General features: G+C 71.0%; 18 protein-coding genes and 1 pseudogene. 14 read left to right on the forward strand and 5 right to left on the reverse strand.

Annotation, left to right across the window (positions count from 1 at the left end; all coding sequences use genetic code 11):
• Positions 1 to 63: 63 nt before the first annotated feature.
• Entirely contained in the window at positions 64 to 2019 is a 1956-nt protein-coding gene (gene acs / locus OHT76_RS23835; protein ID WP_328872893.1) for an acetate--CoA ligase, read from the reverse strand.
• Positions 2020 to 2229: 210 nt separating this feature from the next.
• On the reverse strand, positions 2230 to 4677 hold the full coding sequence (locus OHT76_RS23840) for a bifunctional SulP family inorganic anion transporter/carbonic anhydrase (protein WP_328872894.1): 2448 nt from the start codon (positions 4675 to 4677) through the stop codon (positions 2230 to 2232).
• Between the two features lie 341 nt (positions 4678 to 5018).
• Here OHT76_RS23840 and OHT76_RS23845 point away from each other — a divergent pair, with 341 nt between their 5' ends.
• Positions 5019 to 6293: a hypothetical protein gene (locus tag OHT76_RS23845; protein WP_328872895.1), complete on the forward strand. Its 1275-nt coding sequence runs from the start codon at positions 5019 to 5021 to the stop codon at positions 6291 to 6293.
• Between the two features lie 6 nt (positions 6294 to 6299).
• On the opposite strand, the gene OHT76_RS23850 is transcribed toward OHT76_RS23845, so the two are convergent.
• A complete protein-coding gene (locus tag OHT76_RS23850; protein WP_328872896.1) occupies positions 6300 to 7280 on the reverse strand; it encodes an ATP-binding protein in 981 nt (326 codons plus the stop codon).
• Between the two features lie 101 nt (positions 7281 to 7381).
• On the opposite strand from OHT76_RS23850, the gene OHT76_RS23855 reads away from it, so the two are divergent.
• Complete coding sequence (locus tag OHT76_RS23855) at positions 7382 to 8218, forward strand: oxidoreductase (protein WP_328872897.1); 837 nt, start codon at positions 7382 to 7384, stop codon at positions 8216 to 8218.
• Between the two features lie 368 nt (positions 8219 to 8586).
• Here OHT76_RS23855 and OHT76_RS23860 read toward each other — a convergent pair whose 3' ends face one another.
• Complete coding sequence (locus OHT76_RS23860) at positions 8587 to 9420, reverse strand: HAD family hydrolase (protein ID WP_328872898.1); 834 nt, start codon at positions 9418 to 9420, stop codon at positions 8587 to 8589.
• A gap of 578 nt (positions 9421 to 9998) precedes the next feature.
• Between OHT76_RS23860 and ssd the strand changes: the two genes are divergently transcribed.
• The 7 genes and pseudogenes from ssd to OHT76_RS23895 all read left to right on the forward strand — a co-directional run bounded on the left by ssd (position 9999) and on the right by OHT76_RS23895 (position 15270).
• Complete coding sequence (ssd, locus tag OHT76_RS23865; RefSeq protein ID WP_328872899.1) at positions 9999 to 11102, forward strand: septum site-determining protein Ssd; 1104 nt, start codon at positions 9999 to 10001, stop codon at positions 11100 to 11102.
• A 115-nt stretch (positions 11103 to 11217) separates the two neighbouring features.
• On the forward strand, positions 11218 to 12396 hold the full coding sequence (locus tag OHT76_RS23870) for a TadA family conjugal transfer-associated ATPase (RefSeq protein WP_328876606.1): 1179 nt from the start codon (positions 11218 to 11220) through the stop codon (positions 12394 to 12396).
• Positions 12389 to 13264 carry a type II secretion system F family protein gene (locus OHT76_RS23875; RefSeq protein WP_328872900.1) on the forward strand — a complete coding sequence of 292 codons (876 nt, stop codon included), beginning with the start codon at positions 12389 to 12391 and terminating at the stop codon, positions 13262 to 13264. Before OHT76_RS23870 ends, OHT76_RS23875 begins: the two co-directional genes overlap by 8 nt.
• A gap of 82 nt (positions 13265 to 13346) precedes the next feature.
• Complete coding sequence (locus OHT76_RS23880; protein WP_328872901.1) at positions 13347 to 14132, forward strand: type II secretion system F family protein; 786 nt, start codon at positions 13347 to 13349, stop codon at positions 14130 to 14132.
• 58 nt (positions 14133 to 14190) lie between these two features.
• Entirely contained in the window at positions 14191 to 14406 is a 216-nt protein-coding gene (locus tag OHT76_RS23885; RefSeq protein WP_328872902.1) for a DUF4244 domain-containing protein, read from the forward strand.
• Positions 14393 to 14755: pseudogene (locus OHT76_RS23890) on the forward strand (TadE family type IV pilus minor pilin); the annotation flags it as partial. The gene OHT76_RS23885 and the pseudogene OHT76_RS23890, both read left to right, overlap by 14 nt.
• 131 nt (positions 14756 to 14886) lie before the next feature.
• Complete coding sequence (locus OHT76_RS23895) at positions 14887 to 15270, forward strand: Rv3654c family TadE-like protein (protein WP_328872903.1); 384 nt, start codon at positions 14887 to 14889, stop codon at positions 15268 to 15270.
• Here OHT76_RS23895 and OHT76_RS23900 read toward each other — a convergent pair.
• On the reverse strand, positions 15200 to 17689 hold the full coding sequence (locus tag OHT76_RS23900) for a DEAD/DEAH box helicase (protein WP_328872904.1): 2490 nt from the start codon (positions 17687 to 17689) through the stop codon (positions 15200 to 15202). The two genes, OHT76_RS23895 and OHT76_RS23900, sit on opposite strands and share 71 nt — an antisense overlap.
• Before the next feature lie 83 nt (positions 17690 to 17772).
• Between OHT76_RS23900 and bldG the strand changes: the two genes are divergently transcribed.
• The 5 genes from bldG (at position 17773) to OHT76_RS23925 (ending at position 23731) form a co-directional block, all read left to right on the forward strand.
• Positions 17773 to 18114 carry an anti-sigma factor antagonist BldG gene (gene bldG, locus OHT76_RS23905; RefSeq protein WP_003975386.1) on the forward strand — a complete coding sequence of 114 codons (342 nt, stop codon included), beginning with the start codon at positions 17773 to 17775 and terminating at the stop codon, positions 18112 to 18114.
• Between the two features lie 120 nt (positions 18115 to 18234).
• The gene (locus OHT76_RS23910) at positions 18235 to 18672 is read left to right on the forward strand and encodes an ATP-binding protein (protein WP_328872905.1); all 438 of its coding nucleotides are present in this window, start codon (positions 18235 to 18237) and stop codon (positions 18670 to 18672) included.
• A 294-nt stretch (positions 18673 to 18966) separates the two neighbouring features.
• On the forward strand, positions 18967 to 21378 hold the full coding sequence (locus tag OHT76_RS23915) for a sodium-translocating pyrophosphatase (protein WP_328872906.1): 2412 nt from the start codon (positions 18967 to 18969) through the stop codon (positions 21376 to 21378).
• Positions 21379 to 21564: 186 nt separating this feature from the next.
• Positions 21565 to 22167: a small secreted protein gene (locus OHT76_RS23920; protein WP_328872907.1), complete on the forward strand. Its 603-nt coding sequence runs from the start codon at positions 21565 to 21567 to the stop codon at positions 22165 to 22167.
• Between the two features lie 46 nt (positions 22168 to 22213).
• Positions 22214 to 23731 carry a class I SAM-dependent methyltransferase gene (locus OHT76_RS23925; protein ID WP_328872908.1) on the forward strand — a complete coding sequence of 506 codons (1518 nt, stop codon included), beginning with the start codon at positions 22214 to 22216 and terminating at the stop codon, positions 23729 to 23731.
• Positions 23732 to 23868: the final 137 nt, after the last annotated feature.

The raw sequence follows: 23868 nt of genomic DNA on the forward strand, positions 1-23868 counted from the left end.
GGATCCCGCCGCGCACGCAAAAGGAGCGCCCGGCGCCGGGCGCTCCTTTCACGAGGGGGACCCTCAGTCCTCGCTCGGCGCAGCCGGGAGCTTGGCCTGGATCAGGTCCATGACCGTGGAGTCGGTCAGCGTCGTGACGTCTCCCAGCTCACGGTTCTCCGCGATGTCCCGCAGCAGACGGCGCATGATCTTGCCGGAGCGGGTCTTCGGCAGCTCGGCCACCGGCAGGATCCGCTTCGGCTTGGCGATCGGCCCGAGCGTGGCGCCGACGTGGTTGCGGAGCTCCGCCACCAGGTCCTCGGTCTCCGCCGCCGTACCGCGAAGGATCACAAAGGCGACGATGGCCTGCCCGGTCGTCTCGTCCGCCGCGCCGACGACGGCCGCCTCGGCGACCGACGGATGCGACACGAGCGCCGACTCGACCTCGGTGGTGGAGATGTTGTGCCCGGACACCAGCATCACGTCGTCCACCCGGCCCAGCAGCCAGATGTCGCCGTCGTCGTCCTTCTTCGCACCGTCACCGGCGAAGTACTTGCCCTCGAAACGCGACCAGTACGTGTCGAGGAACCGCTGGTCGTCACCCCAGATGGTGCGCAGCATCGACGGCCACGGCTCGGTCAGCACCAGGTAGCCGCCACCGCCGTTGGGTACCTCGTTCGCCTCGTCGTCGACGACGGTCGCGGCGATACCGGGCAGCGGCGTCTGCGCCGAACCGGGCTTGGTCTCGGTGACGCCGGGCAGCGGCGAGATCATCATCGCGCCGGTCTCGGTCTGCCACCAGGTGTCCACGATCGGGGTCCGGTCGCCGCCGATGTGCTTGCGGTACCAGATCCACGCCTCGGGGTTGATCGGCTCGCCCACCGAGCCGAGCACCCGCAGGCTGCTGAGGTCGAACTTCGCGGGGATGTCGTCGCCCCACTTCATGAACGTACGAATGGCGGTGGGCGCCGTGTACAGGATCGTCACCCCGTACTTCTGCACGATCTCCCAGAACCGGCCCTGGTGCGGGGTGTCCGGCGTGCCCTCGTACATGACCTGCGTGGCGCCGTTGGCGAGCGGCCCGTAGACGATGTACGAGTGTCCGGTGACCCAGCCGACGTCGGCGGTGCACCAGTACACGTCGGTCTCGGGCTTGAGGTCGAAGACGGCGTGGTGGGTGTACGACGTCTGGGTGAGGTAGCCGCCGGAGGTGTGCAGGATGCCCTTCGGCTTACCCGTGGTCCCCGAGGTGTAGAGGATGAAGAGCGGGTGCTCGGCCTCGAAGGCCTCCGGCGTGTGCTCCGCGCTCTGCCGCCCGACGATCTCGTGCCACCACACGTCCCGGCTCGCGTCCCAGGCGACCTCCTGGCCGGTGCGCTGGACCACGAGCACATGCGCGACGTTGTCGACCTTGGAGACCGCCTCGTCCACGGCCGGCTTCAGCGCGGACGGCTTGCCCCGCCGGTAGCCGCCGTCGGAGGTGATCACGACCTTGGCGTCGGCGTCCTGGATCCGGGTGGCGAGCGCGTCGGCCGAGAAGCCGCCGAAGACCACCGAGTGCGCGGCGCCGATCCGGGCGCAGGCGAGCATCGCCACGGCCGTCTCGGGGATCATCGGCATATAGACGGCGACCCGGTCGCCCTTCTGCACACCCAGCTCCAGCAGCGCGTTCGCCGCCTTGGAGACCTCGTCCTTGAGCTCGGCGTAGGTGATCGCGCGGCTGTCGCCGGGCTCGCCCTCGAAGTGGATGGCGACCCGTTCCCCGAGCCCGGCCTCCACATGCCGGTCCACGCAGTTGTACGCGACATTGAGCTCGCCGTCCTTGAACCACTTCGCGAACGGCGGGTTCGACCAGTCCAGAGTCTCCGTCGGCTCCTTGGCCCAGGTCAGCCGACGGGCCTGCTCGGCCCAGAAGCCGAGCCGGTCAGCCTTGGCCTGTTCGTACGCCTCCGCCGTGACATTGGCGTTCGCGGCCAGGTCAGCGGGCGGCGCGAAGCGGCGCTCCTCTTTCAAGAGGTTGGCCAGGCTTTCGTTGCTCACGACATCTCCCTTTCCCAGGGTGTCCGTTGTGTCCCAGGCCACAGCTCATCAGACCCGAGGGCCCGATGACAAGGGCCGACGAGAAATTGGTTTAGACCTGTGTACGGCTATGTCCACGGCCGTGGTGCGGCAGTCGGCGTCATCCGTACCCACGGACGCTGACCAGGCAGAGTTCAGGCTCTGTAACGCCTTTCACACTCCGGGCCCCTCCTAGGCCGACAGGTCCGCCGCCCGCACATGCTCGAACACCTGGTCCTCGTCCGCCCCGGTGAGCAGATATGCCTGCGCCTCGCCCACGTGGAAGTACATGCCGTGCAGCTCCACCGCCCCTTCCCGCAGGGCCCGGGACACCGACTCATGGGCCCGCAGATGCTCCAACTGCTGGACCACATTGGTCAGGCAGAGCTGCTCGACCGCATCGGCCGGCGCCCGCCCCGCCAGCCGTGGCCACGGCCGGCTGTGGTCGGCCATGTGCTCCAGGCTCGGCAGCCCATGCCGCAGCCACCGCCTGAGCGGGGTCCGCGCGCCGTCCGGTTCGGAGTTGAGCAGCGCCTGCATGGCCCCGCACCCGGAGTGCCCGCACACCGTGATGGAGCGCACCTTCAGTACCTCCACCGCGTACTCGATCGCGGCCGCGACCGAGTCGTCCCCGCTCTCCTCCCCGGGCTGGGCGCACTTGCCGGCGTCAGCTGGGGGAGGGACGAGGTTGCCGACATTGCGCACCACGAACAGATCACCGGGACCACTGGAGGTGATCATCGAGGTGACCAGACGCGAGTCGGCACAGGTGAGGAACAGCTGCGAGGGCCGCTGTCCCTCCCGCGCCAGCCGGGCCAGCTCCCCCCGCACCAGCGGTGCGGTGTTGCGCTGGAACGCGCTGATGCCACGCGCCAGTTCATGCCTGCTGGGACCGTGAGCGTGCCTGGGCGCACCGGCTCCGACCTCGTCGCCGGGGCCGTCCGGCCGCGCGCCGGGGGCGGACGCGAGGTGCGGCTGCTCGCACTGGTGGTTGCGCCAGGGCGTCCAGGGGCTGCAGCGGCAACCGGTCGGAGCGGCCGGTTCGGCGGACCCGGGCTCGCTGTGCACGGTGGTGGGAACCCCGGGCTCGGCGATCCGGAGCCCCGCGCGCCGGCCGGTCAGCTCGACGGAGCCGCCCCGCGCGGTGTGCGCGTTCTGCCAGTCCTGGAGCGTCTCGTACGCCGCGTGGTCCATGAAGGACCCGTCCAACTCCACGACGGCATGGGCCCCTTGGGGTACGAGATGCAGGGCGCGGCTGAGCCGCGGGACCGCGAGGAACGTCAACTGGCCTCGGACGTGTACGTGATGGACTCCCTCCTTCTCGTCATGGGTGATGCGGGTGCGGGCGAGGCGGTGCAGGGAGACGGCGACGGCCACGGCGATCCCCAGCGTCACGCCCTCCAGGACGCCGAGGAAGACCACGCCGGCGGTGGTGACGGCGTAGACCAGCACTTCTCGGTGGCGGGTCACCGTGCGGATGTGGTGCAGGGACACCATCTGGATGCCGACGGCCATCACCAGGGCGGCGAGCGAGGCGAGCGGGATGAGCTCCAGGATCGGGACCATCAGCAGCGCGGCGACTACTACGAGAACGCCGTGCAGCATCGTGGAGTTCCGGCTCACGGCACCCGCGTGCACATTCGCCGAAGTTCTTACCGCCACCCCCGCCACGGGCAGTCCGCCGAGGCCGCCGGAGACGATGTTGGCGGCGCCCTGTCCGAGCAGTTCGCGGTCCAGGTCGGAGCGGCCGACGCGGGCGGACAGGCCGGGGCACCCGGCCACCAGCTTGTCGGCGGCGACCGCGCCGAGCAGCGACTGCACGCTGCACACCAGGGTGGTGGTCAGCACGGCCGCCACGATGCCGAGCACCGGCCCCTCGGGGAGTCCGGCGAGGGCATGACTGCGCCACGACGGCAGATCCACCTTGGGCAGATGGAGCCCGGCGAGCGAGGCGGTCGCGGTGGCCCCCGCGACGGCGACGAGCGCGGCCGGGACCTTGCGCAGCAGCTGTCCGGCCCGGCCCGGGATGCGCGGCCAGAGCAGCAGCAGGGTCAGGGTGAGTGCGCTCACCGAGAGGGCGGCCGGGTGCAGGTCCGCCAACTGGGCGGGAAGTGCGCGCAGATTGGCGGGGACGGAGCTCTGCGGGGTGCCGCCGAGGACGATGTGCAGCTGGGCCACGGCGATGGTGACGCCGATGCCGGCGAGCATGCCGTGCACGATGGCGGGGCTGACCGCGAGCGCGGTGCGCGCCACGCGCAGGCAGCCGAGGCCGAGTTGGGCGAGCCCGGCGAGGACGGTGATGGCGCACGTCGTACGCCAGCCGTAGCGCTGGATGAGGTCGGCGGTGACCACCGTGAGACCGGCGGCGGGGCCGCTGACCTGGAGCGGGGAGCCACCGAGCCGGCCGGCGACGAGCCCGCCGACGGCGGCGGCGACGAGCCCGGCCTGGAGGGGCGCGCCGGTGGCGAGTGCGATGCCGAGGGACAGCGGCAGGGCGATCAGGAAGACCGCGATCGACGCGGACACATCGGCACCGGCGAGCCAAAAGCGGCGGGGACGAGTGGGTGGCGGACTGTGGGACTGGTGGCTGCGCTCGGTCCGAGTGGGGTCGGTGGCGCGGGTGGGGACGCAGGCTGACATGAGGTTCCCGTCTCCTCCGGGGCGGCGCGGTCGCGGATCTGGTGGCCCCCGTCCGGATGGCGGGGGTCGGGTCGCGGCCGTGGGTCACGGCGTGCAGCGGCGGGATGAATCAACGCTCGGTAAACGGATCGTAATGCAGAGTAAAGGCCGGGCATAGAATTTCCGGGCAAATGGGCGAATAGCTCACTCGGATGAGTGAAGTGGCCCTTTGGTCGGCTTGTCGTATTAATTCCTTCTCGGTCCCGTGCGACCTTGGCGGCGCTGTCGGCGCTTTTCCGGCAGATCACCAGAAAACGCCCCAATAAGCGTTGGCCTGAGAGAAGGAAGTAGGTGGGCGGAACATGGCCGCCACCCAGAGGATCGCCGCGGGCGCCGTGATCGGCGCGGTCTGTGCCGCAGCACTCGCCGGCTGCACGATCGGCAGCGACGGTTCGAAGGCAGGAGCCCCGGGCCCGCAGAAGGCGAAGCCGGCCCAGGGACCGCCCAAGAGCGCGGTCCGACTGATCGGCGACGGCTCGACCTCGTACACCGGAGCCCAGCCGCATCTGCCCAGACCCGAGCGTCTGAAGCCCGGTCAGAAACCGCCGCAGTTCGTGGTGTTCTCCTGGGACGGCGCGGGCGAGGACGGGCAGAAGCTGTTCTCCCACTTCCGCGAGGTCGCCAAGGCCAACAACGCGACGATGACGTACTTCCTCAGCGGCGTGTACATGCTCCCCGAGCACAAACGCGATCTGTACCGGCCGCCGCAGCACTCGCCGGGCCGCTCCGACATCGGCTTCAACGACGAGCAGGGCATCGCCGACACCGTGAAGCAGCTGCGCGGCGCGTGGCTGGAGGGCAATGAGATCGGCACGCACTTCAACGGCCACTTCTGCGGCAAGGGTGGCGGCGTCGGCGAATGGTCCGTCGAGGAATGGAAGGACGAGATCGCCCAGGCGAAGCAGTTCGTGAAGTCCTGGAAGACCAACACCGGCCTGAAGAACGCCTCATCGCTGCCCTTCGACTACGACAAGGAGCTCATCGGCGCCCGCACGCCTTGTCTGGAGGGCCAGAAGAACTTCATGCAGGCCGCCCGCGAACTGGGCTTCCGCTACGACACCAGCGGCGTCAACAACCAGGTCTGGCCGAAGAAGAAGGAAGGCCTGTGGGATCTGTCGATGCAGCTCGTGCCGTTCCCCGGGCACACCTTCGAGCAGCTGACCATGGACTACAACTTCATGGTCAACCAGTCCGGCACCACCAGCCAGGGTGACCCCGACAAGTACGACCTCTGGGGCAACCAGATGCGCGACGGCCTGCTCCAGGGCTTCCAGCGAGCCTACGACGGCAACCGCGCACCCCTGATCATCGGCAACCACTTCGAGTCCTGGAACGGCGGCACCTATATGCGGGCCGTCGAGGAGGTCATCGAGAGCGTGTGCACCAAGGCCGAGGTGCGCTGTGTCTCCTTCCGGCAGCTCGCGGACTGGCTGGACGCCCAGGACCCGAAGGTGCTTGCCAAGCTCACCGACCTGAAGGTCGGCGAGGCCCCGAAGCAGGGCTGGGCGTCCTTCCTGTCGGGCCGCCCCGCCCCCGCCCCCAAGGGCGTGCCCGGGGCACCGGCGGCCAGGCAGTAGCGCCGCTCACGCGGGAGCGGCGACGCTCTCGCCGAGCACGAACGAGGGGTCGACCTGCGCGGCCAGGTCGGCCCCGGTCCGCTCGTTCCCCCAGGACTGCGCGTTCTTCAGATGGAAGTGCACCATCTGACGTGTGTAGCGCTCCCAGTCCCGGCCTGCGTACGTGGCGTCCACGGCCTCCCGCAACCGGTGCAGGGCGCTGCGGTTGGCGTCCTCCAGGAGCTCGAACCGGGGCGGGCGGCCCTTCTCCATGGAGCGCACCCAGTCCGAGTGCCCGACCGTGACGAGCAGGTCGTCCCCGGCTTCTGCGCGCAGGAAGTCGAGGTCCTCCTCGCCGTGCACCTTGTTGCCGACGACCTTCAGCTCGACGCCGAAGTCACGCGCGTACTCCTTGTACTGGCGATAGACGGAGACCCCCTTCCGGGTCGGCTCGGCGACGAGGAACGTCATGTCGAAGCGGGTGAACATGCCGGAGGCGAAGGAGTCCGAGCCGGCGGTCATATCGACCACGACGTACTCGTCAGGCCCGTCCACCAGGTGGTTCAGGCACAGCTCAACCGCTCCGGTCTTGGAGTGGTAGCAGGCGACCCCCAGGTCGGCGTCGGTGAAGGGGCCGGTGACCATCAAACGGACGGCGCCGCCGTCGAGTTCCACCGGCCGGGCGCAGGCGTCGTAGACGGGATTGCTCTCGCGCACCCGCAGCAGCCGGGAGCCCTCGCCGGGCGGGGTGGTCTTGATCATCGTCTCGGTGGACGCGATCCGCGGGTTCGAGCCGCGCAGATAGTCCTTGATCAACGGGAGCCGGTCGCCCATCGCGGGCAGGGCGGCTGACTCGGAGTCGTCGAGGCCGAGCGCGGCCCCCAGATGCTGGTTGATGTCGGCGTCGATCGCGACCACTGGTGCCCCGGCCGCCGCGAGATGCCGGATGAACAGGGAGGACAGGGTCGTCTTGCCGCTGCCGCCCTTCCCGACGAAAGCAATTTTCATGTTCATCAAGCGTAGTCGTGCCACACCCGCGCGGGGCCGATAGACGTGAAGAAGGCCACTCGATCGTGGGGCGGGCGCCGAGGATGCGTAATGTCGTACTCATGAGTACGACAGGCGCGACCGCCGATCCGCTTGCGGCCCTGGGTGCGCTGCCCGGTGTGGCCGAGTCCGTGGAGTCCGTGCGCAAGGCCGTGGACCGGGTCTACGGACACCGGGTCATGCGCCGCCGCAGCAACGAGATCACCTCCGAGGCGGCGCTGCGCGGCGCCCGTGGTTCGGCGGCGCTGTCCGGCGCCGACTGGGCCCTGGAAGAGGTGCGCCGGCGCACCGACTTCAGCGGTGACGACGAGGCACGCATCATGGGTGCCGCCCTGCGGCTGACCGCGGAGGCGGGCCAACTGCTGTCCATCTGGCGGCAGTCGCCGCTGCGGGTGCTGGCCCGGCTGCACCTGGTCGCGGCGGCGACCAACGGCCCGGAGGTCGGGCGCCCGCGCCAGGCCGGCGAGCCGGTCGACGAGCCGATCGTCGAGCTGCCGCTGCCGCTGCCGCTGCCGAGCGCCGCGGAGGTCCACGGTCGGCTGGACGGTCTGTCCGAGCTGATCATCGCGGGCGGTTCGGCCCCGGCGCTGGTGACCGCCGCAGTGGTGCACGGCGAGCTGCTGGCGCTGCGCCCGTTCACCTCCCACAACGGTCTGGTCGCACGCGCGGCCGAGCGCATCGTGCTGGTGGGCAGCGGCCTCGACCCGAAGTCGGTCTGTCCGTCGGAAGTCGGCTACGGCGAACTCGGCCGCGCCGCCTATCTCGAGGCGCTGGACGGGTATGTCTCCGGCACGCCCGAGGGCATGGCCGCCTGGATCGCCCACTGCGGCAAGGCGGTCGAGCTGGGGGCACGTGAATCCACGGCGGTGTGTGAGGCGCTGCAGCGCGGCGCGGCGTAGAAACCCGCGCAAAAGGGTTGCGGCGGTACGAGAATTCGTACCGCCGCTGGCATGTTCACCGGGTTACCAAGCGTCCTCGATATGTTGCCCATCAGGTCGGGGGCTTTGCCCGTTACCTGGTGCGGCTGGCCCGTAATCGACGGGTCGACGTCGCGTGGGTGCTCGGTGTTCATGCTCGGTCCGTGGGGCCAATTGCGTTTTAAAGGTGATCCTCTCGGATGTCCTTGGTCTCGCGGGCCGTTGACTCCTTTCTACTCCAGCTTCGGAGCAAGCGGAAGCCCTGGCTGCGGTTCTTTACTTTTGGGTTCAAACGTGAGCTAAACGGGCGCCGATATGCCGAACGGTCTCAAGGGGTGGCTTCGCGCAGGTCAGACGAGCGCGGTGCGGCGTCGGCTGGCGTACCAGACGAGGCCCGCGGTGGCGGCGGCCGCCCCTATGGCGGCCGCCGCGACAAGCGCCGGACGGGTCGGGACGGAGAGTGTGGGCAGCCGCTGCTTGAGCCGCACCGGGCGGTGGAAGTCGAGAATCGGCCACCCGCGCGCGAGTGCCTCGCGGCGCAGCGCGCGGTCCGGGTTCACGGCGTGCGGATGGCCGACGGACTGCAGCATCGGTACGTCGGTCGCCGAGTCGCTGTAGGCGTAGCAGCGGGAGAGGTCGTACCCCTCGGACGCGGCGAGCTCCTTGATGGCCTCGGCCTTCGTCGGGCCGTACGCGTAGTACTCCACCTCTCCGGTGAAGCAGCCGTCGTCGCCTACGACCATTCGGGTGGCCACCACGCGGTCGGCGCCGAGCAGTTCACCGATGGGCTCCACCACCTCCGCGCCCGACGTGGACACGATCACGACATCGCGGCCGGCGGTGTGGTGCTCCTCGATGAGGGAGGCGGCCTCGTCGTAGATGATCGGGTCGATCAGGTCGTGCAGGGTCTCGGCGACGATCTCCTTGACCTGCTGGACGTTCCAGCCACGGCACAGCGCGGAGAGGTACTGGCGCATGCGCTCCATCTGGTCGTGGTCGGCGCCGCCCGCGAGGAAGACGAACTGGGCATACGCGGTCCGCAAGACGGCGCGACGGTTGATCAGTCCGCCTTGGTAGAAGGACTTGCTGAAGGTGAGCGTGCTCGACTTCGCAATGACCGTCTTGTCCAGGTCAAAGAAGGCCGCTGTGCGGGGCAAGGAGTGGTTTTCCACGACCCCGAGCATAGGGGCAGCCCATTCGGCGTAAGGTGGGCGCGTGGGTTTGCCTGAGAGGGCTCTCGGGTACACCATGGAAGTCACGGATCGTTCGCGACCGTGCTAACCCGGTCCGGCTCCTCCCCCCCCGAGTCGGCCGTGGAGACGACCCCCGCTCTCCCCCCCGGCGGGGGTCGTCGCATGTCCGGACGGGTTTTCTCTCTTCTCCAGCGGCCGTGAGGCCCTAGCGAGGCGGCTGAGGCCGCCTTTTCGGCATGCCCATGATTCGTCACTGTATGTAGCTGGCGCGCTGCGCTGCGGAACTCGTACGCGGACCAGTACAGGGGTCACCGGTATGGGTGACAGCGATATTCACAACCGCCGAGTTGTCCACAGTTATCGACCAAGATCCACACGATTTCCGGCATCGCTGCACCGTGATTCCAACGCGTCCCGCCGGCGCCGACTTCATGGCCGGTTCCGGTTAGTCGGGCGCGTTTGGCCGGTTCGTATCGGCCGCTCATTGGAGACCGGTCGCCGGTTCTTCGCACGTTTGGGAATCGCGGGGCCGCAGGGGCTGCGCGAGAGATGCAGCGATGGGGGAAGTCATGGCCGCAGCCGCCACACAGGAACCGCCGCCCGCCGCCTCGGGCCGGCCGGGCGCACCACTGATCGTCACCGAGGACGCCGACCTGCTGGACGACCTGCTGCGCCTGTGCGCGGCAGCGGGCGCCACGCCCGAGGTCCATCACGGCATCCCGGAGCCGCGCGGCAGCTGGGAGGCCGCACCGCTGGTCCTGGTCGGCGACGATGCCGCACGCCGGGTGCGCGGCGCCGCCCGCAGACGCGGAGTGGTGCTGGTCGGCCGGGACCAGGACGACTCCGGGGTCTGGCGCCGGGCCGTCGAGATCGGCGCCGACCATGTCCTGATGCTCCCCGACGGGGAGCAGTGGCTGGTCGACCGCATCGCCGACGTGGCCGAGGGCGTGGGCCGCCCCGCCCTCACCGTGGGCGTCATCGGCGGGCGGGGCGGCGCGGGGGCCTCCACGCTCGCGTGCGCCCTTGCCGTCACCTCCGCGCGGGAGGGGCTGCGCACCCTGCTCGTGGACGCCGATCCACTCGGCGGCGGACTCGACGTACTCCTCGGCGGCGAAACGGCCGAGGGCCTGCGCTGGCCGGCTTTCGCCGCGTCACGCGGGCGGGTCGGCGGCGGCGCCCTGGAGGAGTCACTGCCCCGGCTGCACTCCCTGCGGGTGCTCAGCTGGGATCGCGGGGACTGCGTCGCCGTTCCGCCGCAGGCCGTACGGGCGGTGCTGGCCGCCGCGCGACGCCGGGGCGGCACGGTCGTCGTCGACCTGCCGCGCCGGATCGACGACGGCGTCGCCGAGGTGCTCGCCCAACTCGACCTCGGCATCCTCGTGGTCCCCGCCGAACTGCGCGCCGTCGCGGCCGCCGGGCGGGTGGCCTCCGCGGTCGGGATGGTGCTGGGGGATCTGCGGGTGGCGGTACGCGGGCCGTACGCGCCCGGCCTCGACGACCGCGAGGTGGCCCGGCTCCTCGGACTGCCGCTGGCCGGAGAGGTACCTCTCGAGTCCGGCCTTCGCCGCCCGCACGAGAGCAAGGCGCCGCCCGCCGCGGCCGGACGCGGACCGCTGGCGCGCTTCTGCCGGGAGTTCTGGGAGCGGACGCTGCTGGAGGTGGGGGCGGCGTGAGTACGTTCCTTGGACTGGAGGGGTTCGAACTGCCCCGCGCCTCCGAGCTGGAGGTGGGAGCGGCGTGAGTACGTTTCTCGGACTGGAGGCGTTCGACGGGCCCCGCGCCTCCGACATGACGCCGGCGCTCCTTGACGGCGTGCGACGCAGGCTCGCTGAGAGCGGGGGCGAGCCGACGCCCGCGCGCGTGGCGCAGGCGCTGCGCGAACAGGGGCGGGTCCTCGGGGACGCCGAAGTCCTCGGCGCCGCCGAGCAGTTGCGGTCCGAACTCATCGGCAGTGGACCACTGGAACCGCTGCTCGCCGACCCCTCGGTGACCGATGTGCTGGTCTCGGCCCCGGACCGGGTCTGGGTGGACCGCGGCGGCGGCCTTGAGCTGACCGGCGTCCGCTTCCCCGACGCGGCGGCCGTACGACGGCTCGCGCAGCGTCTGGCGGCGGTGGCCGGACGGCGCCTCGACGACGCGCGGCCCTGGGCCGACGCCCGGCTGCCCGACGGAACCCGGCTGCACGCGGTGCTGCCCCCGGTGGCCGTCGGCTGCACTTGCCTGTCCCTTCGGGTCGTACGGCCTCGCGCGTTCACGCTCGAGGAACTGGTGGCCGCGGGCACGGTGCCGCCGGGCGGGGACCGGGTGCTGCGGGCGCTGGTCGAAGCGCGGCTGTCCTTCCTCATCAGCGGCGGTACCGGCAGCGGCAAGACCACGCTGCTGAGCGCGCTGCTCGGGCTGGTCGGGCCGGGCGAGCGGATCGTGCTCGCCGAGGACTCGGCCGAACTGCGGCCCGACCATCCGCACGTCGTGCGGCTGGAGAGCAGACCCGCCAACCAGGAGGGCGCGGGGCTCGTGACGCTCCAGGACCTCGTGCGCCAGGCGCTGCGGATGCGGCCGGACCGGCTGGTCGTGGGCGAGGTGCGCGGGCCTGAGGTCGTCCATCTGCTGGCCGCGCTCAACACGGGCCACGAGGGCGGCTGCGGCACCGTGCACGCCAACGCGGCCGCCGATGTACCGGCCCGGCTGGAGGCCCTCGGTACGGCGGCAGGGCTCGATCGGGCGGCGCTGCACAGCCAGTTGGCGGCCGCGCTGTCGGTGGTCCTGCATCTGGTGCGGGGGCGCGACGGTCGGCGGCGGATCGCCGAGGTGCAGGTGCTGGAGCGGGATCCGTCGGGGCTGGTGCGGACGGTTCCGGCGCTGCGGTGGGGAGCGGGGGCGTTTGTGGCCGAGCGGGGGTGGGGGCGGCTGAAGGGGCTGCTCCGGGATGAGGACTTCGCGTTGGGGAGTGGGGATCGCGATGGGTGAAACGGCTGTGGGAGGGCCGTCGATGGGGGCGGCCGTGGTGTGTGCCGGGGCGGCTCTGTGGCTGCTGGGCGGGCGGAACGCCGGAGCTCGGCGGGCCCGGTTGTTGCTCGCCGGTGGCGGGGTCGTGGGAGCCGGGCCGCCCGCTTGGCGGCAGGCGGTCGGCGAACTGCGGCGGATCCGGGGGCGATTGCGGGCCGAGTGGTGGGCGCTGGTCGTCGGGATCGTGCTGGCGGTGCTCGGGGCCTCGGTGCTGCCGCTCGTCGCCGGGGCGGCCGGGGTGCCGTTGCTGCGGCGGGTGCGGCTGGCCGGTCGGGCCCGGCGGGCCCGGGAACACCGAGGGGACGCGGTGATCGCGCTGTGCGCGGCGCTCGCCGGGGAGGTACGCGCGGGACGCCAGCCGGGCGAGGCGTTGCTGCGCGCGGCGCGGGACTCCGGCGGGCTCGGTGACGCGCAGGCGGCGGTGCTGGCGGCCGCGCGGTTCGGCGGTGATGTCCCCGGCGCCCTCGCGGCTGCGGCGCGGCGACCGGGCGCCGAGGGGCTGCTGGGGCTCGCGGCGTGCTGGCGGGTGGCCGTGGACCAGGGTGCCGGCCTCGCGGCCGGCCTTGACCGGCTCGAAGCGGCCCTGCGTGCCGAGCGGGACCAACGGGCCGATCTGCGAGCTCAGTTGGCGGGCGCCAAGTCGACGGCGGTGATGCTCGCCGGGCTTCCGGTTCTGGGGCTGCTCCTCGGGGCGGTCATGGGCGCCGATCCACTGCGGGTGCTGCTGCACACCGGGGCTGGGCTGGGGTGTCTGCTCGCGGGTGGGCTGCTGGAGGGGGTGGGGATGTGGTGGGCGCTGCGGGTCGTGCGGGGGGCGGAGGCGGTGTGAGGGACGGGAGTTGGGCAGCGGGGCGGAGGCGGTGTGTACGGAGACGGCAGGTTGGTCGATCGGCTTGGCGAAGGGAGGCGTCGTGAGTGCGGAAGTTGTCCACAGGCTGGGGGTTGTCGTGGGGATTGTGCTGGGCCTGGCGTGGCTGGTGCGGTGGGTGGGGGCGGTGCGGTGTGAGCGGAGGGTCCGACGGCGGCTGGTCGAGCTGGTGGCCGCCGTAGAAGCGGCGCCGGGCGCGCCGAGGTTCGACGTGCGGGGCCCGGTGCGGCGGTGGCTGCCCGTCGTGGCGGTGGGGTGTGCCGGGTGGGTGCTGGTCGGTGGCGTCGCCGGGGTCGGGGTGGGGCTGGTCGGTGCCGTCGCCATGGACCGGTGGCAGAGGCGGCGCGTCGCTTCCGTGGGAGCGGAGTACGACTCCGCCGAGGCGGCCCGGCAACTTCCGCTCGCCGCCGATCTGTTGGCGGCCTGTATCGCCGCCGGTGCCGGGCCGGTGATCGCGGCGCAGGCCGTGGGCGAGGCGTTGGGCGGCCCGGTGGGGGACGGGCTGGCGCGGGGCGCGGCCGAGGTACGGCTGGGCGGCGAACCGGGTGAGGCCTGGGGGAAGTTGGCCGCGCTGCCGGGTGCGGAGGCGCTTGCGCGACTGCTGGAGCGGGCCGATGTGTCGGGGCTCCCGGCGGCGGGACCCGTCGCCCGCCTGGCCGCGGACGCCCGCGCCACCTGGGCGCGCGCCGCGACGGCCCGGGCGCGCCGGGCGGCGGTCATGGTCACCGCGCCGGTGGGGCTGTGCTTCCTGCCCGCGTTCATCGCGGTGGGGGTTCTGCCGGTGGTGATCGGGCTGGCGGACGGGGTGCTGGGAGGGGGTGGTGGATGACCGGCCATCGGCACTGACCAGTCGTAGTCAACGGATCTGATCCTTACGGGGGTTTGCAATGAGCAAGGCAGTGAAGAAGGCAGCAACGGCAGTACGGGCGCGCGTGCGGGCCTTCGTCGGACGGCGGGACTCGGGGATGGTCACCTCCGAGTACGCGATGGGGATCATCGCGGCGGTGGCGTTCGCCGTGGTGCTGTACAAGGTGGTCACCAGCGGGCAGGTCAGCGCGGAGCTGCAGGCCATCGTGAAGAAGGCCCTCGATGCGCGGATGTGAGCGGCGCGGGGCCGACCGGGGGTTTGTGACGGCGGAGTCGGCCGTGGTGCTGCCCGTGCTGGTCATGTTCGCGATGGCACTGGTGTGGGGGCTCCTCGTGATCGCCGCCCAGATCCAGTGCGTGGACGCGGCCCGCACGGGCGCCCGCGCCGCGGCTCGCCAGGACCCGGACGGGGCGGTCGTCGCGGTCACCCGCGAGGCCGCCCCGGCCGGCGCGAAGGTCACCGTCACCCGGACCGGGGACCAGGTCCGGGTGGCGGTCGTGGCCAAGCCGCCGGCGCTCGGGGGGCTGCCCTTCGAGGTACGGGAGGAGGCCGTGGCGTCGGCGGAGGAGGCCGTGGCGGGGCCGGGGCCGGAGACGGGCGCGGAGCTGGCGACGGGCTCGGGGTCGGAGACCGGGGCGGTGCCGGAGACGGTGCCGGATACCGCGACGGTGCCCGAGACCGGATCGGGGTCGGAGACCGGATCAGGGGTGAGCCCATGAAGCCCCGCCCCGCGGCCGACCGCGGCTCCGCCACCGTATGGACCGTCGCCGTCGTAGCCGTCCTCTGCGTGGTGTTCGGAGTAGTGCTCGCGCTCGGCCAGGCCGTGGTCACCCGGCATCGGGCGGCGGGCGGCGCCGATCTCGCCGCCCTCGCGGCGGCGGACCACTGGGCGGAGGGCCCCGCGGTGGCCTGCGAACGCGCCCAGAAGGTGGCCAGAGCCCAGGGCACCCGGCTCGTGCGCTGCGCCCTCGTGGGTGACGTCTCGGACGTGTCCGCTGCGGCGGGGAGAGGACCGTTCGCCGCGGAGGTCAGGGCGCGGGCGGGGCCCCCGTCTCCGTCGGGGTCTCCTTCTCCGGCGCCCCGCGCAGCAGTTCCGTGAGCAGCCGTACCGCGCCCCTCTTGTGCAGCGGGTCGTTGCCGTTGCCGCACTTGGGGGACTGGATGCAGGACGGGCAGCCGGCCTCGCACTCGCAGGAGGCGATGGCCTCGCGGGTGGCGCTGAGCCAGGCGCGGGCGGTGTGGAAGGCGCGCTCCGCGAAGCCCGCGCCGCCCGGGTGGCCGTCGTAGACGAAGACCGTCGGGAGGAGGGTGTCGGGGTGCAGCGGGATCGAGACGCCGCCGATGTCCCAGCGGTCGCAGGTCGCGAAGAGGGGCAGCAGGCCGATCGAGGCGTGCTCGGCGGCGTGCAGGGCGCCGCCGAGGATCTCCGGGTTGATCCGGGCCGCATCGAGCTGGTCCTCGGTGACCGTCCACCACACCGCGCGCGTGCGCAGCGTACGAGGAGGGAGGTCGAGCTTTGTCTCGCCCAGGACCTCGCCGGTGATCAGGCGCCGGCGGAGGAAGGAGACGACCTGGTTGGTGACCTCGACGGAGCCGTAGCAAAGGCGGCCGTCGCCCCAGGGGATCTCGACGTCCGTCTCCAGGACGGAGATCGACGTCGCGTCGCGGGCGACCGTCGAATACGAGGGGCTGGCCTCCTGGACCAGGGCGACGGAGTCCTCCAGGTCCAGGGAGCGCACCAGATAGGTGCGGCCCTGGTGCAGATGGACCGCGCCCTCGTGCACCGTGCCGTGGGCGGCGCCCGCGTCGACCGTGCCGAGGAGGCGGCCCGTGCCGGACTCGACGACCTGGACCGGGCGCCCGCCTCCGCCGCGGATGTCGGTGAGGTCGGCGGCCCGTTCTCGGCGGGTCCAGTGCCAGGCCTTGGTCCGGCGGCGGAGCAGTTTCGCGGCCTCCAGCTGCGGGAGCAGCTCCTCGCAGGCGGGGCCGAAGAGCGCCAAGTCCTCGTCGACCAGCGGCAGTTCCGCAGCCGCCGCGCACAGGTGCGGCGCGAGGACGTACGGGTTGTCGGGGTCCAGAACCGTGGACTCGACGGGCTGGTCGAACAGGGCCTCGGGGTGGTGGACGAGGAAGGTGTCCAGGGGGTCGTCCCGCGCGACCAGGACGGCCAGCGCGCCCTGTCCTGAGCGGCCCGCCCGGCCCGCCTGCTGCCACAGGGACGCGCGCGTGCCCGGGTATCCGGCGATCACCACCGCGTCCAGACCGGAGACGTCGATGCCGAGTTCGAGGGCGGTCGTCGCGGCGAGGCCGAGGAGTTCGCCGGAGTGGAGCGCCTGTTCGAGGGCGCGGCGCTCCTCGGGGAGATAGCCCCCGCGGTACGCCGCCACGCGCCGGGCGAGCGAGCGGTCGACCTCGGCGAGGCGCTCCTGGGCGATCACCGAGATCAGCTCCGCGCCACGCCGGGAGCGGACGAAGGCAACCGTACGCACGCCCTGGACGGCGAGGTCGGTCAGCAGATCGGCCGTCTCGGCGGTGGCGGTACGGCGGACGGGGGCGCCCTTCTCGCCCTGCAGCTCAGTGAGCGGGGGCTCCCAGAGGGCGAACACCAGTTCCCCGCGCGGTGAGGCGTCGTCGGCCACCTCGACCACAGGGAGGCCGGTCAGGCGGCGGGCGGCCACCGACGGCTCAGCGGCGGTCGCGGAGGCCAGCAGGAAGACGGGAGACGCGCCGTAGCGGGCGCACAGACGGCGAAGGCGCCGCAGTACCTGGGCGACATGCGAGCCGAAGACGCCCCGGTAGGTGTGGCACTCGTCGATGACGACGTACTTCAGCGACTTCAGGAAGGAGGACCAGCGGGGGTGGGAGGGGAGGATGCCGCGGTGCAGCATGTCCGGGTTGGTGAGGACGTAGTTGGCGTACTGACGGATCCACTCGCGTTCCTCGAACGGCGTGTCACCGTCGTACACCGCCGGCCGGACGGAATTGCCCAGCGATTGTGAAAGTTCCTTCACCGAACGGCACTGATCCGCCGCGAGGGCCTTGGTCGGAGCCAGGTAGAGCGCGGTGGTGCCGCGGCCGTTCGGGGCCTCGGAGCCGTCCAGGAGGGCGGAGAACACGGGCACCAGATAGGCCAGCGACTTGCCCGAGGCGGTGCCGGTGGCGACGACCACCGAGTCGCCGTCCAGGGCGTGTTCGGCGGCACGTGCCTGGTGGGCCCAGGGGTGCTCGACACCGGCCGCCTGTACGGCCGCGATGACCTCGGCGCGGATCCGATCAGGCCAGACGGCATGCCGACCCTCGCGCGGGGGCACATGCTCCGTATGAGTGATGCGCGAAGCCCGGTTCGGCCCGGAGGCGAGCCGGCCCAGGACCGTACCCGGGTCCACCCGGGAAACGGGGCCCGTCGGGGATCGATCGGATCGGTGATTCTTGGCCATCGGCACCGAGTGTGTCACTGGCGTGACGGACAATGGGACCAAGGCGTCGTGCACGCCTGCCGGTAAGTGATTGAATGCCATCGCGGCTGGCGAACCGTCCTGGGGGCTTCAAGCCGAGGTGTCCCGCGGGACGACCGCTCGATTAGCAAGGTGCTGGAGGATCCGTGGACCTGTCCCTGTCGACCCGTACCGTCGGCGATCGCACGGTCGTCGAGGTCGGTGGCGAAATCGACGTATATACCGCGCCCAAGCTGCGCGAGCAGCTGGTCGAGCTGGTGAACGACGGGAGTTTCCACCTCGTCGTCGACATGGAGGGCGTGGACTTCCTCGACTCCACCGGTCTCGGCGTGCTGGTCGGCGGCCTGAAGCGGGTGCGTGCCCATGAGGGCTCGCTGCGCCTGGTCTGCAACCAGGAGCGCATTCTGAAGATCTTCCGCATCACCGGCCTCACCAAGGTGTTCCCGATCCACACCTCGGTCGAGGAAGCGGTGGCGGCCACCGACTGATCGCCGCCTCCGGGGCCGGCCCAGGCCCAGGCCCCGGGACGGAAGAGGTTCAAGAAGGAGGACCGGGCTTTCGGCGGCCCGGCCCTCCGGACAGCACGCCCGTAGTTCCGAGGGGGATGCATGGCCACCGTTGAACTCCGCTTCAGCGCGCTGCCCGAGCACGTCAGGACCGCCCGACTGGTGGCGGCAGCGGTGGCGCGCAGGGCCGGAGTGGACGAGGCCGTACTGGACGAGGTGCGTCTCGCGGTCGGCGAGGCCTGCACCCGTGCCGTCGGACTGCATCAGCTCAGTGGCGTCACGGCACCGGTGAAGGTGGTGCTGATCGAGGAGGAGAAGCAGTTCTCCATCGAGGTCGGCGACGAGGCGCCGCGCTCCGCCCCGGGTGACCGGGCGCCGGGCGCCGCGGGCGGAGACGCCGACGTGGAGGCCGAGGAGGACGAGATGGGCCTCGCGGTCATCAGCGGACTCGTCGACGACGTCGAGGTCACCGCGGGGCAACACGGCGGGCTGATCCGTATGACCTGGCCGACCACCCCGGCCGTCGCCGAGCTTCCCTGACGCCGCGCTCGGCGCGCATCCGAACCGAAGGGCCCTACCCAGGTAGGGCCCTTCGGTATTTCGTGAATTCCTTCACGATCATTCGCCCGATAATTCGATCAAGTTCCTGCCATGGTCAATCCCGGCGTCAATGCCTTTGAGGCATTACCCCTTTCGGGTTCCGTGCTCGGGCGTCGATCATTTGCTGAAGAGCATGTGAAGACCAATTCCGTTAACCGCGCACTGTTTTGATCAGGTTCCGGTACCTACAATCCGTCCACATCTTGAGCTCAGCCCAAGCGTCAAGGAGGACGAATGGCGGGGCTTTCTACCCCTCATCAGTTGGATCAGCCCACAACCTTCGCAGCCGCAGTCCTGACCGATGGCAACCGCGCCATGGTGATGGTCATCGGCGTCGTCGCACTGGCGGCGCTGGTCGTCGCCGGCATCCTGGTGCGCCAGGTGCTCGCGGCGGGCGAGGGCACCGACAGCATGAAGAAGATCGCGACGGCCATCCAGGAAGGCGCGAACGCCTATCTGGCCCGGCAGATGCGCACCCTCGGCGTATTCGCCGTCGTGGTGTTCTTCCTGCTCATGCTGCTGCCCGCGGACGACTGGAATCAGCGCATCGGCCGATCGGTGTTCTTCTTGATCGGCGCCGCGTTCTCGGCGGCCACCGGATATATCGGCATGTGGCTCGCCGTACGCAGCAATGTGCGCGTCGCCGCCGCGGCCAGGGAAGCGACCCCGGCGGAGGGTGAGCCGGAAAAGGATCTCACCGCCGTCTCGCACAAAGCCATGAAGATCGCTTTCCGTACGGGCGGCGTCGTCGGCATGTTCACGGTGGGGCTCGGTCTGCTGGGCGCCTCCTGTGTGGTGCTGGTGTACGCGGCCGACGCGCCGAAGGTGCTGGAGGGTTTCGGCCTCGGGGCCGCCCTCATCGCCATGTTCATGCGTGTCGGCGGCGGCATCTTCACCAAGGCCGCCGACGTCGGCGCCGACCTGGTCGGCAAGGTCGAGAAAGGCATTCCGGAGGACGACCCGCGCAATGCCGCGACCATCGCCGACAACGTGGGCGACAACGTCGGCGACTGCGCGGGTATGGCGGCCGACCTCTTCGAGTCCTACGCGGTGACCCTGGTCGCCGCGCTCATCCTCGGCAAGGCGGCCTTCGGCGACGCGGGCCTCGCCTTCCCGCTGCTGGTGCCCGCGATCGGTGTGGTCACGGCCATGATCGGCATCTTCGCCGTGGCCCCGCGCCGCAGCGACCGCAGTGGCATGACGGCGATCAACCGCGGGTTCTTCATCTCCGCGGTGATCTCGCTGGTCCTGGTGGCCATCGCGGTCTTCGTCTATCTGCCGTCGTCCTACGCCGACCTCGACGGCGTCACCGACGCGGCGATCCAGGGCAAGAGCGGGGATCCGCGGATCCTCGCGCTCATCGCCGTGGCGATCGGCATCCTGCTCGCCGCCGTGATCCAGCAGCTGACCGGCTACTTCACCGAGACCAACCGCCGGCCGGTCATGGACATCGGCAAGAGCTCCCTGACCGGTCCCGCGACGGTCGTCCTCGCCGGTGTCTCCGTCGGCCTCGAATCGGCCGTCTACACCGCCCTGTTGATCGGCCTCGGCGTCTACGGGGCCTTCCTGCTCGGCGGTACGTCGATCATGCTGGCGCTGTTCGCGGTGGCGCTGGCCGGCACCGGTCTGCTCACCACGGTCGGTGTGATCGTCGCGATGGACACCTTCGGGCCGGTCTCCGACAACGCGCAGGGCATCGCGGAGATGTCCGGCGACGTCGAGGGAGCGGGCGCCCAGGTGCTCACCAACCTGGACGCGGTCGGCAACACCACCAAGGCCATCACCAAGGGGATCGCCATCGCCACCGCGGTCCTCGCGGCCTCGGCGCTCTTCGGCTCGTACCGCGACGCCATCACCACCGGCGCGCGGGACGTGGGCGAGAAGCTGTCGGGGGACGATGCGCCACTGAGTCTGATGATGGACATCTCGCAGCCCAACAACCTCGTCGGCCTCATCGCCGGCGCGGCGGTCGTCTTCCTCTTCTCCGGACTCGCCGTCAACGCCGTGTCGCGCTCGGCCGGTTCGGTGGTCTACGAGGTGCGGCGGCAGTTCCGCGAGAAGCCCGGGATCATGGACTACACCGAGACTCCGGAGTACGGCAAGGTCGTCGACATCTGTACGAAGGACGCGCTCAGGGAACTCGCGACGCCGGGTCTCCTGGCCGTGATGGCGCCCATCTTCATCGGGTTCACGCTCGGTGTCGGCGCCCTCGGCTCGTTCCTGGCGGGAGCGATCGGCGCGGGCACGCTGATGGCGGTGTTCCTCGCCAACTCCGGCGGCGCCTGGGACAACGCCAAGAAACTCGTCGAGGACGGCCACCACGGCGGCAAGGGAAGCGAGGCCCACGCCGCCACGGTGATCGGCGACACCGTCGGTGACCCCTTCAAGGACACCGCCGGTCCCGCGATCAACCCGCTGCTGAAGGTGATGAACCTGGTGGCACTGCTGATCGCGCCCGCGGTGATCGATTTCTCGTACGGCGACGACAAGAACGTCGGCGCACGGGTGCTGATCGCTGTGCTGTCGTTCGTGGTGATCGCCGGTGCCGTGTACATCTCCAAGCGGCGCGGCATCGCGATGGGCGACGAGGACAACGCCGAGCGGACGGCCAACTCGGCCGATCCGGCGGTGGTTTCGGGAGCCTAGTCGCGAGACCCGGCTCATCAGGGCGGGCGAGGGGCGCGTACGGACGCGCTTCCCGCCCGCTCTGTGTGTTCACGCCCTCTTCGTGAGCCTTCTCTCACATGGTGCAAATAGCTCAATGGTGAACTTAACGGACAGTCGACGTAGGGATCTCGCCCGTCTGCCGTGTATGTTCCGGGGCCGAGAGCCATGGAAGGGACCAATCCGGTGAACAAGAAGCTCACGGCCGCGCTGTCCGGCGGTGCGGTACTGGTAATGGCGCTGTCGGGGTGCAGCAGCAGCGATGACGGCAGCGAGAAGCTGGACGCCTGGGCCAAGCAGGTCTGTGACGCCGTACAGCCGCAGGCCAAGAAGATCGAGGCCGCCAATATCGCCATCCAGAAGGAGACCTCGGACAACAGCTCGCCGGAGGACGTCCAGAAGACCGACGCCAAGGCCTTCCAGGACATGTCCGACGCCTACAAGGCGATCGGGGCCGCTGTGGACAAGGCCGGAGCGCCGGACGCCGGCGACGCCAAGAACAGCGAGCAGAAGCAGCAGGACGCGGTCAAGGAGCTCAACAGCATCTCCGCGTCGTACGCCTCCCTGAAGAAGCAGGTCGACAAGCTCGACACCAAGGACCAGGCGAAGTTCGCGGACGGCCTCAAGGACATCGCCGGCGAACTCGACAAGCTGAGCACCAGCGGCAGCAACGCCCTCAAGGAGCTGGAGGAGGGCGAGGTCGGCCAGGCGATGGCGAAGCAGTCCAGCTGCAAGTCGGCTTCCGGCGCGGCCTCGGCGGCGGCGAGCTGACGCTGAGCGGCCGCGGTGAGCGGGTAGCGCGGGTCACAATGGGGGCGTGAGTACCTCCAGGCTGCCCGCTCTGCCCGCTTCCGAACGTTCCGATGTCGCCGCCCGGCTGCGCCAGGCCCTGCTGGGGGCCTCTTTCACCGCTGACGGGCTGCTCGAACTGCTCGGTGCGCCCGCGTACGCGGCGCTCGCCCGCAGCGAGACCGTGCCCGCGCTGCGGGCGACCCGCGGGGACACGCCGCTGGAGACACTCGTACGGCTGTTCCTTCTGCAACAGCCCGTGCCGCACGCACGCGTGGCGGACGTTCTGCCCGTCGACGCGTGCCTGGAGACCGGGTGGCTGGTGCCGGTCGGCGACGACGAGCTCGCCGCGACCGTGGATGTACGGCCGTACGGAGGACCTGCGGGCGAGGACTGGTTCATCGTGTCGGACCTGGGCTGCGCGGTCGGCGGCGCCTCAGGTATCGGCAGCAAGGACGAGGGGGTCGTCCTCGGCGTCGGCGGTGCATCCACGACTCTCGCGGGCATCACCGTCCGTACGCCCGTCTCGGCCGCCCTCGATCTCGGTACCGGCTCGGGGATCCAGGCCCTGCACGCCGCCCGGCACGCCACGCGCGTGACGGCGACCGATCTCAACCCGCGCGCGCTGCACATCACCGCGCTGACGCTCGCCCTCTCCGGCGCGCCGGACGCGGATCTGCGCGAGGGCTCGCTGTTCGAGCCGGTCCGGGACGAGGAGACCTACGACCTGATCGTCTCCAACCCGCCCTTCGTGATCTCGCCGGGCGCGCGGCTGACGTACCGGGACGGCGGGATGGGCGGGGACGATCTGTGCCGCTCGCTCGTTCAGGGTGCGGGGGAACGGCTGAACGAGGGCGGGTTCGCGCAGTTCCTCGCCAACTGGCAGCACGTGGCAGGGGAGGACTGGCAGGACAGGCTGAGGTCATGGGTGCCGCGCGGGTGTGACGCGTGGATCGTCCAGCGCGAGGTGCAGGACGTCACGCAGTACGCCGAGCTGTGGCTGCGGGACGCCGGCGACCACCGCGGTGACCCCGCCGAGTACCAGGCGCGGTACGACGCCTGGCTGGACGAGTTCGAGGCGCGCAAGGTGAAGGCCGTGGGCTTCGGCTGGATCACGCTGCGCAGAACGGGGGCCGCCGTGCCCTCCGTCACCGTGGAGGAGTGGCCGCACCCCGTCGAGCAGCCGCTCGGCGACACGGTACGGGCGCATTTCGGCCGCCTCGACTATCTGCGGGCGCACGATGACGCCGCGCTGCTGGAGGGGCACTTCCGGCTGGCCGCCGAGGTCGTCCAGGAGCAGGTCGGGCTGCCCGGAGCCGAGGACCCCGAGCATGTCGTGCTGCGCCAGAACCGCGGGATGCGCCGGGCCACCAAGGTGGACACGGTCGGCGCCGGGTTCGCGGGCGTGTGCGACGGTTCGCTCAGCGCCGGCCGCATTCTGGACGCGATCGCCCAATTGGTGGGCGAGGACCCGGTGTTGCTGCGCGACCGGACGCCCGCGCAGATTCGGCTGCTGGTGGAGCAGGGGTTCCTGGATCCGGCGTGAGCTCGGGGGCGGCGCCCCTGGGAGTCCACAGCCGCGTCGGCCGCGCGTTCACCTCGGGTTCGCCTGGGCGCCGCCCGCGCGTGTCAGCCTCGCGGGGCTGGGGCATGCGCGGAGTGGAGAAAAGGGGCAGGGGCGCC

This window comes from Streptomyces sp. NBC_00287 (assembly GCF_036173105.1).
In the GTDB taxonomy this organism is placed as follows: Bacteria; Actinomycetota; Actinomycetes; order Streptomycetales; family Streptomycetaceae; genus Streptomyces.